Annotated in this window: 8 protein-coding genes; all 8 read right to left on the bottom strand. The window is 38.5% G+C overall.

The window, feature by feature from the left end:
* Positions 1 to 371: hypothetical protein (locus HYU07_05670; protein ID MBI2129698.1), on the bottom strand; the 371-nt coding region annotated here is incomplete at its 3' end.
* A 92-nt stretch (positions 372 to 463) separates the two neighbouring features.
* Positions 464 to 895, bottom strand: a complete 432-nt coding sequence (locus HYU07_05665; GenBank protein MBI2129697.1) for a hypothetical protein — start codon at positions 893 to 895, stop codon at positions 464 to 466.
* Positions 896 to 1354: 459 nt separating this feature from the next.
* Positions 1355 to 4747 carry a hypothetical protein gene (locus HYU07_05660; protein ID MBI2129696.1) on the bottom strand — a complete coding sequence of 1131 codons (3393 nt, stop codon included), beginning with the start codon at positions 4745 to 4747 and terminating at the stop codon, positions 1355 to 1357.
* Positions 4744 to 4923 carry a hypothetical protein gene (locus HYU07_05655; GenBank protein MBI2129695.1) on the bottom strand — a complete coding sequence of 60 codons (180 nt, stop codon included), beginning with the start codon at positions 4921 to 4923 and terminating at the stop codon, positions 4744 to 4746. The genes HYU07_05660 and HYU07_05655 overlap by 4 nt, the downstream gene beginning before the upstream one ends.
* Before the next feature lie 60 nt (positions 4924 to 4983).
* Positions 4984 to 5571: a nucleotidyltransferase domain-containing protein gene (locus HYU07_05650; protein MBI2129694.1), complete on the bottom strand. Its 588-nt coding sequence runs from the start codon at positions 5569 to 5571 to the stop codon at positions 4984 to 4986.
* Positions 5572 to 5660: 89 nt separating this feature from the next.
* Positions 5661 to 6089, bottom strand: coding sequence for a HEPN domain-containing protein (locus HYU07_05645; GenBank protein ID MBI2129693.1), 429 nt, complete (start codon positions 6087 to 6089; stop codon positions 5661 to 5663).
* A 71-nt stretch (positions 6090 to 6160) separates the two neighbouring features.
* The gene (locus tag HYU07_05640) at positions 6161 to 6640 is read right to left on the bottom strand and encodes a hypothetical protein (GenBank protein ID MBI2129692.1); all 480 of its coding nucleotides are present in this window, start codon (positions 6638 to 6640) and stop codon (positions 6161 to 6163) included.
* A gap of 22 nt (positions 6641 to 6662) precedes the next feature.
* A partial coding sequence (locus tag HYU07_05635) for a right-handed parallel beta-helix repeat-containing protein (GenBank protein MBI2129691.1) occupies positions 6663 to 12914 on the bottom strand: 6252 nt, incomplete at its 5' end.

Genomic DNA, 12914 nt, shown 5'->3' with positions numbered 1-12914 from the left:
TAATTGAATGTTATGTCGCCGCTGAATTTTGCGCCTGATGTTAAAGCCGATCCGCATGTTATATTGTACGTTCCCTTTGCGCCATTAGCCAAAGTTGATGGCGAACTTGTGCTTCCGCATCCGTTGACAGTCAATGCAACTGAGCTCATGCCATAGCCAAGGCTGTTCTGCAGCACCAATGTTATCTGCGATGTTGTTGCCCTATGGTCCAAGCAGGCTACGCCGCTGGGCATAACACATTTGCTGGGCAAAAACTTGTCCGGGCTTAAAACCCCGAAATACGCCAATGCTCCTATTGCAACAAGAACAACTAAGATGGCCCATCCATAGGTCATCAAGAATTCCATTGCAGCTTGTCCTTTCTTAAACATACATTTCACCTCTTTTTTATGTTAACCTTGATTTATATTGGATATGCTGTTTTTTATTAAACCTTCCTTATAAATCTTTCTGATTTTTTGTTTTACTCAACCCTTGTAACCATGCTGCCGTAAGTTGTTTTGTTAAGCAAAGTGTCTTTTTCTTCATAAACTATTGTTATGTCTCCTGTGAATTTAGCCTTAACATCGCCATTAGAGCAGCCTGTTAAAACAAGATTTGCCTTATCGCCATTGTCCAAATTCTGGGTGAATGCCTTGCTGCACGCTCCTACTGCTATATTTGTCACAGTTATGTCCTTTCCAAGCGCATTTGTCAAAACTAATGTTGTCTGCGCGCTTTCAACCTTATATCCTGTGCAGGCAAGACCTGGCGAAATGATGCATTTGCTGGGCAAAAACTTGTCCGGGCTTAAAACCCCGAAATACGCCAATGCAGCTATTGCAGCCAAAACAACCAAAATAGCCCATCCATACGTTGTCAAGAATTCCATTGCAGCCTGTCCTTTTTTTAACATAAAATCACCTCGATTTACCTTAATTTTACTTAATTACTATATAAATTTTCCTTTTTGCCGCTGAAAATTGCCTGTTTTTATCATTCGACTACTGAAATAACACTGCCTGTTATTGCGCCGGCATTCCCGCTTGCATCAACATACTCTATTTTAATGTTCCTCTCTATATTTTTTCCGCTTTCTTCTTTTTTGCAGTTATCAAGGCTAATCGCTGCCTTTTCGCCATTTTTTAAAAGAATATTCTCTTCTTTATCTCTGCAATCACTTGCTTTTACCTTGTTTATTATTATATCATCTCCCTTGTTTTCAATAAAAACCGTTGTTGCAGTTGATGTGATCTTATAATCAATGCAGCCAAGATTTTCAGAAAAAAGGCATGCATATTTCTCTTTTCCATTGTCGGTTATAAACCCGAAAGATGAGAGAATAGCTATGACTATGAATACTTTTGTTATTGCATCAATTATTTTTTGATTTAAGCCCTTTCAATAACTCAACCAGCTTATTCCTGCTTTTCTCAAATGCCTCGTCAGATATTAGTTTTGAGTCATGGGCTTCTTCCAAAACGCCAAGCTCTTTTTCAAGCTTTTCCTTGAGCGCGAATTTCTGCTGCTGCTCGTGCAAGTATTCCTTGCTTTCATATTTTTTCATTCTGGATTCAAGCTCTTTTGCCTGGCTTTTGATAATGCCATATCTTTTCGAAGCAAACTTTGTTATGGCCGGGCCTATATTTGATATCTGGCCTGACCAGTATGTTCTTGTGAAGAACAATATAAATGATGCTATAATTGCGAGCGTCCATATTGCTGATAATTTTCTTGTTATCGGGCACGAAACATCAAAAGTGGCGGTATCCGTCAATATTGTTGAGAAATCCTTTCTTAGCCTTGAGATTACTGTATATTTCCCAGATGGAAGAGGCTGCAGGCTGAATAATTGCGGAACAACTGCTTCTTTTCCAGATGATATATTTGTCAATGCATATATGCTTGAAAAGACATTTTCAAATTTCTCTGATACAACCTCTGTTTCAAGATTGAAGCCATATGCCTTTGCAGCCATGATTATCAGAGTTGTGAGATTCACTTTTGAATTGCATATGTATGATGGCTTTTCAACTATAGCCTTCAGGACAGGGACATGCTCCTGGTATATTATCTGAATATTTTTTGTATGATTGCTTTTTATTTCATCAAAAAGAACAAAGTCAGCTGCATTTAATTCATTTTCAGGCATATTTTCAATTGCTATGCCTAATATTTTTTCCAACTCTATCGGAATGAAGTACATCACATTTTTGTAATCCGCAAGAGCAGTGTTTTCAAGCGTTGCATTGAATAAAAATTTTACAAATGTGTTGTTTATTGATAAAATCACTGTTTCCCTTTTTGATTCTATTACCGGCGGGGTTAATATCTGAAGCGTGTATTTTTGTTTTATTGACGGCTCGAAGCGGTCATGCCATAATGCAAACAGCTCACCGTCCTTTTTCAGCTCTAAAGCAGACCTTTCTTCGCCTTTAATCATATAGGCATTAAGGATGTCGCTGAATACATGAGTGCTAAATCCCTGCTCAACTGCAACTTCATTCGGATTGTAAACTTCTATTGTGTTGAACCAGCTTACCGGCTTATTGGCCTTTGGCGCTTCTTCCTGCTGGAAGTTTGTTTCTGTTATCTGCAATGGCAGATTTATGAATTTTTCAACTCTTATTGCAATATAAGAGTCCTCAAAGATTCTGCTTTCCCTATAGGGATTATATCCAGATACCCTTACAAGAAGGTTGTGCGTTCCGTATGGAAGCTCTGTATCATAGATTATTGAGAGCTTGTCGCTGTCATAAAGATGCCATGCCTTCTTGCCCTCTATGCTTATTGTCTTGTATGCTGCTGAGCCAATTGCCGCTGTTCCTTCAGCTATTATTAAATCGCTTTCTTTGAAATCATTCCATTTCGATATTTTTGAAGTGAATGTTTTGGCAATAACAGAGGAATAATTGAATATGCTTCCCAAAGGAAGGTAAATCAAAATGCGCATATCGCTTGCCCCTTTTTTTCCATAATCCTGCACACCATCTATGACTTCGACATTTATTAAGTTCTTTTTTACAACCTTTGAAAAAGCCATCTCATTTATAATGTCGAGCACAGGCGCAATGCCGGCTACTATGCCTCCGCTTCCTCCGCCAGCTGATGAACCGCCTCCACTGCTCGGAGATGGAGTTGGCGTAGGTGTAGGTGTTGGCGTGACTGCATAGCCTGTTATTGTTTTTGCAGCTGATGAATTTCTGGTTAATGGAGTTCCTGAGCTTGTTTTTACTGTTATGTTTGAAAGGAAATCAAATGTCTGGTCTGACGCAGATGGAGTTCCTGTCAGGATATATTGCAGCACTATGTCTTCATTCTGGCCAAGGCTGAAGTTCAGAAGAGCGCTCATGTTTGTAATGTTGAGGAAGATATAGCCGTCATTTGATGAAGTTGCATTCACTATTGTTATGTTTGCATAGCCTGTTATGATGTATGTTCCTGTTGAATTTACATAAAAGGCATTGGCTGAGCTTATGCTTCCGGACCATAATGCAGCTGCGCCTGCTGCTGTCTGCCTTGGAATTGTTGAATTCATCAAAATATCATTTATGCTTATCGAAGCCTGGCCAAGGTTTCTTACAGAGTCTGTAATATTTACTGTCCTGCTGGAAGCTGTGTTTGCTGCTGTTGCAACTGACTTGCTTAAAGAATCGTCCATTTCATATAGTGCAGGAAGACTCATCCTGCTTATTGTTGAGCCAATATAGATTGGATTGTTCCATACAACTTCCCAGTTGAATGCCGCTGCGTAATAGGGCTTTGTGCTGTTTGTCGCCTGTATGCTTGTATAAAATGTTTGGTTTGGCGTTAATGCTGTTTCCGGGCTTGAAGATGAGATCGCAGTCTGAAGGTCATCCACCCTGTACAACGCCCATGAATGCAGCGTGTAATTAAGGGCTTGAGCAACATTTACAATATAGCCTCGGACGCGCCACAAAACATCATAGAGCAGCTCAACGCCCTCTCTTATCGGGCCGCGGGAGAATGTGTTATTGAGCAAAACTCCGCTGATAGTTGTGTTGACATTGGATGACGCATTTACGCTGTAATCTGAATTGAGAGCAACAGTAAGGTCTGTTTCATTATAATTTATGCCGGGCGTTATAGTGGCATTGAAGGATATTGTTAAATTTCCATTCAATGTCCCGCTCCAGTTGATCATGTCATTATAGGAATCTGAATCGCTGTCCTGAACTGTTGCTGTTCCTGAGGTTGCTGATGCCGATGTTATATTCATTGAATCATTGCTGCCCAATATATTTTTTGCTGCCTGCATGAAAAGCGTTATTTGAATTGAAGCTGTTGTTGATGCTGTGATGTTAAATGTGAAATTATTCTGGACTGAAGGGATAAGGTCATTGCCTCCTGCAAGATTTGCGTAAGCCAGCCTTAATGCTGTCCTGTTCGAGACATTGCTTATTGAATAAGAGCTGGACTGCTGGCTGCTGTTAGTGTCAACAAATATCCTTGTCCTGTCGCCTGCATTCACAGACGCTGCTGTTGCCCTGTAAGATTGCGTTGAGTTCAGGTTTGTGTTGTTTGCTGTTGAAAAATTGATCCTGAGGTACTGCAAAACATCAACTGTGTTGCCTGCATCAACCTCAACATAGCCTGTTCCTGTTGTGTTTAGAATGCCGCCTGTAACGTTGTAAATTGTTGTTGATGTTTCCACCAGATAAGGCGTGGGAGCTGCGGTTATCAGATGTGAGAGAAGCGCAACTAAGAAGAACATCAGGATTATTTTCAACATTAAGATCTTTTTCATTTTTTATCCCCTTTGCCTTTGATTTCCTCAAGCTCAACATACCATTTCTTTGCCTTGCTGTCAAACTTGAAAACCACATTGTGCTTTTTTTCGAGATCGAGAGAGAAAAGAAGCGGCATAGGAATAGTTGTTTCATAGCTGCTTCCCCTTGTGTAAAGCTTGCGCTTCAGATCCATGCTATGCTTATTGAAAGAACTCATATATAAATATACTTATTATTTTACTTATATTTTTACTTATTTAATGACAGCCCTATTCCCAATATTATCTACAATCGAGCTCAACAACGGCTCTTTTTGCGATAACTCAACCTTGAATTTCTTTTTTGTGTAGATTAAAGGGTTTAAGTTAACTCCAGCAACCACTGAAATTTCCCTGCATATCTTACCGACCAGCTTCCTATCTTCATTAACAAATAGGATATCAATATCGCTTTTTTCAGTCGGATGCCCTGAAACATAAGATCCGAATAAATAAATTCTATAACTGGAATTTATTAGTTCTTTGTTGTTAATCAGCCAATTAATTACTGTTTTTAATATTTCAGATTTATCGATTACCTTTTCAAAATGATATTCCTCCAATAATTGCATCAAAAGTTTATAATCCCTGTTTTTATCAAGAGAATACTGGATTTCTTTGCCTTTATTCTTTTTAATGATAATTTTTGAAGCATATAGCTTTTTTAAGATATTAAAGACAAGTGAAGGGTTCATTTTTAATTTCTTAGAGATATTCCTCAGATAATCTTCTCCTTCAGCGTATATTTCAAACATAACATCCAGCCGTGATTTGCTCAAAGGCAGTATTTTTGAAAGATTCATAGTAAGCCCGCCAGGATTCTTATATTATTCTTTATTTTATTCAATTCCTGTTCGATATCGTCTTTAGTTACTTCCTCCCATGCTTTCGGCTAGTATAATGCAAAATTTCTCTGAATTCTGAAATCATCAATATCCTGCACAGCATCTTCAGAAGTCATGGCGGCGTTTTTAGCTGCATTTTCAACAACCAAATGCAATTGAGAGGCAATCTTATCGGTAATGATGCTGTTTTTTAATAAGGCAGTTAGAATGCAGCCATGATCTTTTGAATAAAAGCCGAAATTTTTAACTAGGATGGCATTAAGCATATGGAATAATGACTGATACGCCTTGATCCTAGACCAATAATAATCGCCATTTTTGAAATCATTATCGGCAGAAGCAATATCCTTCTGGCTTCTAACCATATAGTCCTGAAACTGCCCGCTATCAACCTTTCTAAAGCTTTTTTTCTTTTCACAGTTTTGGTATGCTTTGCCCAGAGCTTCTTTGGTTTTAGGCAGCGCCCTTTTTGCCATGTTTTCACCTTGTTTGTTTTATAGTAAACATATGTTTACTTAAGAGTAAACTAACCCATATATAAGCTTTTTCATTTTTTATCTCCTGTTTTCAGCACAGCCCTGTGGTGGCACGTCCATATTGTGCGGTCATCCCTGCCAGTCAATTCAGCAATCTGGTGGAATGTAAGGGATTCAACATCCTTCAGATAAGACGCAATTGACTCAAGGATTGACAATTTTTTCTTGGATAAAAAAGAAATAGGAATAAAATGAAAAGAAGCAGAAACCTTCATCTTTTCATTCCTTACATTATTGTATGTGGTCCATATTGTCTTGCTGCTTCTGTTGAGCTTTCCTGCAATCTGCGTTATTGTAAGCGCTTTGTTTTCTTTTAGAAATTTGACAACAGCTTCCAATGGGCCGAGGTCATTTTTGAAAATGGAGATCGGCACTTTTTCTTCCTTCTGCATGAGAATAAGGTCAATAAGCTCGTCCTTTGTTTTCTGCTGCAGTAAATTACGGGAGCTGGGGCTGGCAAAATCTGCGCTTTCTTCAATTGTTTTTGCCACTTCTATTCTCATTATTCCTCTTTTACCATTTCCTCACCCTTATTATGGCGAAAATTATTGCTAAAACCATGACTAATCCGAACATTCCGAACATAAGCCACTGCGCATTAAATCCAGATCCTTTTTCTCCCAGAACTTCAAATACATCGGTTGAGACTGCTTCCCTCCCAGTGTATGTTACAAAAGTTTCAAATGTGTACATTCCAGGCTTTACAGTTGACGGAGTTGCGAGGATAAGCTCTTTTTCTTTCTGCTCGACAACTGCCAATGTTTCCGACCTTTCTGTAATCAATTCTCCAATCATTGTTTTCATGCTGTAAGTTACGAAGACATCAACTTTTGCTTTCGGGCCGCCGACATTGAGCATTTGCAGCAAAGCTTTTACATTCTCTCCTGGCTTTATTTTTGGAGTTAATACTTTCGTTATTACATCAAAGCTCGGAACACTGACTTGAGTGTACATCTGAGTTTTGATGTGCTTCTGATACTGCGGGTCCCATCCGCCAATTATTGCAGGCAATGTCCAAGAGCCGCCTCCTGCTATAACAACGCTGTAATTGATTAACAAAGAATCATTTTCATACAATGTGCCGTCCCAGTTTGTGAAGTTATAGCTGAAGTTGTATGAGAAGACAGACGCTGCCTGGTTGTCTGGAAGCGTTGAGTTGTACGGGTTGTAAAGCTTATAGTCCTCGGGCTCTGTCAGTGTCTTGTAGCTGTTTGAAGTCTTGTTGTAATAAGTTATGTTCAGGCCAATTAATCCGGATTTTCCAGATATTGCATTTGGAAGATAGTCGGCCATAAGAATGCCTGTTAATTTTCCTCCAAGCGAAGTCATCTCTATGCCGACTGTTGCGTTTTGGGGGTTTGCAGGGTCAACTGATATTTTCTTATACCCTCTTAATACGATTTGGGATGAGGTTATGTTTGTTAATTTGAAGTCTGCTGCTGTGTTTGAGGCGATGTCTTTTACTGTTACATTTGTGTAGATGAGCCTTGTATCGTTTGCATTCATCTTTGAGCTGTTCATTAAGTAATTGATCTGTATGCTGTCATTCTCTGTCATGTAATAGCCCAAAGAAGTTGACATGTTTGAGATGTTTATTATGAGCCATGTGTTTGCTGTTCCGCCATTTTTGACTATTGTTTTTGTAGCATTCGCTGTTATGTCTATTGTGTTTGAGCCGGCATCGCTCCAGTTGATGAAAAGAACAGCGATTCTTGATTCGTTTTCATAGATGAAATCATACGGAATCTCATCTGTTATGTTGATGAAGGAAATGCTGTTTGTTGTTCTGTTGACTTTTACAGTTGTCGTTACGTTGATTGTTTCGTTTGAAGCTGCCATTACCATGTCTGGCGCCAAAGCTTTTGTTATCAGGAAGGTTATGTTGAAGGTTGCATTGGATGGAGGTGCAGCGGCTGTTGAATTGAGCCTTACATCAACCTGCTGGCTGCTCGTGATGTATTTCAGTGTTGAGTTGGCTTGGTCGCTGTAATTTGCTGTGAAGTTTGATGTGTAATTGACAATATTTGTTGCATTCTGAACGTATTCTATTACAGCCCATTTTCCTGTGAATCCGTTTGAAGCTGTTGTGTCTGTCCATCTTTGAACCCAGGATGATGTGCTGTTTTCATATGCGAGAACTGTTGCGCCTGAGACAGCAGATGAGTTTGACCATGTTACATTCACATCAACATAGTATTGATTGGTGAAATTAGAATAATCATTTGATATTATTGCCGATACTGTTCTATTAGCATAAAGAACATACCCATAATTATCCTGAGAAGCAGCAATTACATCCTTCTTTCCATCTCCGTCTATGTCTGCGATTTCTAAGGCGCCGTCTGCATAGATAGAGCCTATATCGTTTCCAGTTGTATAGTTCCATAGATTAGAGCCTGAATTGTTGAACATTAAAACTTGAAATGGGGTTGCATCATCACTGCCAACAACTATATCATCTAAACCATCATTATCTAAATCTCCAACTGCTAAAGAAAACCAACCTTGAGTATCTAAGGATGGTAAAGAAGCATTCCAGCTCTGGTTTCCACTCGCATTTAAAACATATAAAGTCGAGCTAGTTATAATATTATTAGCAACAAACGCTATTATTCCTTTATTACTAAAATTGCCAAATCTTATTTCATATATATCATAAGTGGGGTCTGTAAAGTTCCATAGATTATAGCCAGAGCCATTATAAGCCAGAAGTTCGTAGTTTGTGAAACTCTGTGCCACAATATCATCTACACCATTGCCATCTATATCCCCTATTTCAACAGAAAGACTAGCAGTTCCGCTAACATTCCATTGAAAATCTCCTGAGCCATTATAAACTAATATACCGCCATCTGTAGGACCACTACCTGCATCAGCTACTGCAATATCATCATAATAACCATCATTGTTTAAGTCTCCTGTTTCTACGTCACCAGCATTACCTACTGGGCTGCTATCTGTCCATATCTGTGTGCAATTAGAATAAAATGCGAAAATATCCCCACTTTCACCAACCACAATCTCGCTCTTATTTCCATCTTGATTGAAATCCCCAGCAGCAGCAGCATAAGCAGTTCCCAAATCACTCGTATTGCAAATCAGATTGCTGTTTCTATCTAAGATGATTAAAGAGCCGTTTGTTGCTCCTGTGTTTAATATGGCCGCTATTGTCCTGTTGTTTATTATTTCAATGTCATAGACATAATCATTTGTTGAATTTCCACCAGTCCAGTTCCAGAGCGGAGTTCCGTTCTGGTAGAATGCCGATAGCCTTCCTATTCCTCCAAAGACAATGTCATTTAAGCTTCCATCCCCATCATAGTCAAACAACCCAGCAGAATAAAGGGCAGTTCCAGTTGAGTTTGAATCATTCCAATACTGCTGGAAATTAGAATAATTGTAAGTGGTTGTGCTGGAACTTCTGCCAGTTACATTCACAGCAGATTTGTTAAAGCTGTTGTTCAGGCTTATTAGCCATGAATTGTTTGTGATGTAGAAATCCCATAATGCAGAGCCGGTGAATGTAACATTTGCAACAGTTATGTTTATTGATTGAGATGCATTTATTCCGACAGTGTTATTCTGCATAAAACCGCCAATAATTGTTATGTTTGAAGCGTTAATTAATTTTACAGCAGCATAGTTAATGCCGGAGTAAGTTATGTTATTATTCTGCATTAATTGGGAAGCTGTTCCTGTTTGGTTAATGAGTATTCCATTTTGTGTTGCATTTAAGATAACGTTGTTGGTTATATTATTTCTTTCAGGGACAAAGGATTCAGAAACCTCTATTCTTATTCCATCCCTGCCTGCTTTTGTTATGTTGTTTCGGTCTATTCTGTTGTTGTCCGAATCGCTGAAAATATAGATTCCGTCTGATGTATCTGTTGTATTTCTGAACTCAATCCAGGCTATGCCATAGATATAAGAGCTTGCGCTGGAAGAGAAATACACTGAACTGTTCCACTCTGCTATATTTGTTGCATTGCAGAATGTTAAATTCGAATTGGTTGTGTAATATGTTGCATCAGAAGCTGCGCCCGGGCCAGCCGCATACTTGAAAGAAGAGCCATTTGTAATGCTCAGATCCCCTCCGCCATTATCTGGAACCAGGAACTGTATTGTTAGATTTTCTCCCTGCTGAATGCTCAAGTTTGTCCAGTCGCTTGCATCGAATTGATTTGAAGGAATACTTCTGTAAGGAAGGCTGCCGAAGAATAATTGCCGTCTTGTATTCAGGTAAATTGCAGTGGCATTGATTGCCTTAGCTACGCTTGCTGCCAAAGGGGTGAAGCTGCCATTGCCTGCTGCAAATGCCACTCTGACTTGGTTTGCAGAGAAATTTGCTTTATGCGTTGTTCTATAGCATTCGTACCCTGTTGTATTTATTGATTGCGAATAATTAATATCGAGCATCGGGCTGAAAGAAAGCTTTCCATTTGCTATTATTGCATTGTTCGATATAGTTGAGTTTGAGCTTGAAGAAAGCCAAATGCCATTGCTTCCCGCTGTTGTTATTGTGTTGCCTGTTATAGACGAGTTTGAGCTTGAAACAAGATAAATCCCATATCCGAAGCTCCCATTTGTTATGATTGTATTGCCCGAGATATTGTTGTTTTGCGAATATTGCATATACAGGCCATAATAAGACCCTTCGCTTATGTTATTTCCCGTTATAATGGCATTGCTTACATTAAAAAGCTGTATTCCCTGGCTTCCAAAGCTGTAGCCTGCATCCTTGATTATTGAATTTTTCATAGTGAAGTTGTCATTTAAGCTGTTTCCATAAATCCAGAAATCAAACTCGTAGTTGCCATTGTTTGAAATAATCTCTGTTGCATCTTCCTGCGTTGAGGCATTGCTGTCTGAGTCATAGATGTAAAGACCGCCATTCGGCGATTTATTAATGAAGTTAGAGCCGTCTGCGAACATTGAGAAGTTGATGGTTACGTTATACAAGGTTAAACTGCCATTGTTGAAGATTGTTATGTTTCCAGCTACGTATATTGTTTGGTTGGCGCAAGTTACATTAGATGTAATGTTCCATGTTGCCTGGCCTTCTGTATAGTTGCCGTTGCAGAACTTCCTTGCATCCTTCAGCACAACATCAACCTGGGTTCCTGTAATGTTTTTAATGCTTACATTATATGTTGTCGAATTAGGCAAATAACCAGTTAACGATGCTGCCCCTGTGTGCATATTAAAACTATTTGTTGAAGTTGCAGTCTGCACGTAATCAATAACAGCAAACCATCCTGTTAAGCCATTGGTTGTTGTGTCTGTCCATTCTGTTCCTGAGTAGACGTCTGTGGATGTTACAGATGCAGCATTCATAGCGCTTCCGCTTGAATTAGTTACATTTGCACGAGCATACCACATTACTGTAAAGTTGCTGAAATCACCTGCTGCACCGGTTATGTTGACTGCTGATTTGTTGAAAGTATTGTTAAGAGACGTAATCCATGAATTAGTTGTTACATAGAAATCCCACAATGTGTTTAATACAAATGTTGCGTTTGCGATTGTTACATTTCTTGAGCTTGTTGCATTTATTCCTGTTCTGCTGTATTCCAAAGAGCCAGAGATTATTGTGATGTTTGATGCATTATTGAGCAGTATAGAATTGTTGCTTGAATAGGAAATGTTATTATTATAAATGAGCTGTGATGCAGTTAAAGTGTTGTTCAAGAAAATTCCGCTTCCAGTTGCATTAAGAATGATGTTGTTTGTGATGTTGTTTCGCTCTGGAAGGGCTGTTCCGGAGTTTTCAAATCTTATACCATCCCTGCCTGCTTTTGTTATGTTGTTCAGGTTTATTATATTGTTATCAGAACTAGCAAATACATAGATGCCATCTGCGATAGTTCCTGTTGCATTGATTCTGTTGCTTGTTAAATTGTTGTTAGAACTTCCAGATAAGTAAATACTGGTAGCATTATTTGTTATTATTGCATTGCTCGATATGTTGTTTAAGGTTGTAGAAAGAAAAATTCCATAACTAGAGCTTCCATTTGTTGTAATTGTATTGCTTTGTAATGTATTTGAGTTTGAGCTTGAAAGAAGATAAATGCCATAGCCAAAGCTTCCATTTGTTGTTATTGTATTGCTTTGTATAGTGTTTGAATTAGAGTTTGAAAAAAGATAAATGCCATAGCCATTTGTATTGCTTGTTGTTATTGTATTGCTTTGCAAAGTGTTTGAATTTGAGCTTGCATCAATCAAAATGCCATAACTCCAACTTCCATTTGTTGTTATTGTATTGCTTTGTATTGTTGAGTTTGAGCTTGAAGAAAGATAAATGCCATAGCCATTATTTGCAGTTGTGTTTATTATATTATTTGATATGTTATTATTCGTTGAATATTGCAGATACAAACCATAATAAGCACCATCACTTATATTGTTTCCTATAACCTTTACATTGCTTACATTATAAAGCTGAATCCCCAGTGATTTAGTTGAATAACCAGCATCCTTTACAATAGAGTTCTGCATTGTAAAGTTATCGCTTACACCATTCCCATAAACCCAGAAGTCAAACTCATAATCTGAATTGTTTGATATTATCTCAGTCGCATCTTCTATTGTTGAAGCATTGCTGTCTAAATCATAGATAAACAGACCGCCATTAGGTGATTTGTTGATGAAGTTTGAGCCGTCTGCAAAGGCTGAGAAGTTTATGGTTACGTTGTAAAGCGTTAAGCTTCCATTATTCGATATTGTTATGTTTCCGGCTACATAGATTGTTTCATTTGCGCAGGTTAT

It is taken from the genome of Candidatus Woesearchaeota archaeon, assembly GCA_016180285.1.
GTDB lineage: Archaea > Nanobdellota > Nanobdellia > Woesearchaeales > JACPBO01 > JACPBO01.
The sequence above is the reverse complement of the archived record's forward strand: the minus strand, read 5'-3'. Positions and strand labels throughout refer to the sequence as shown.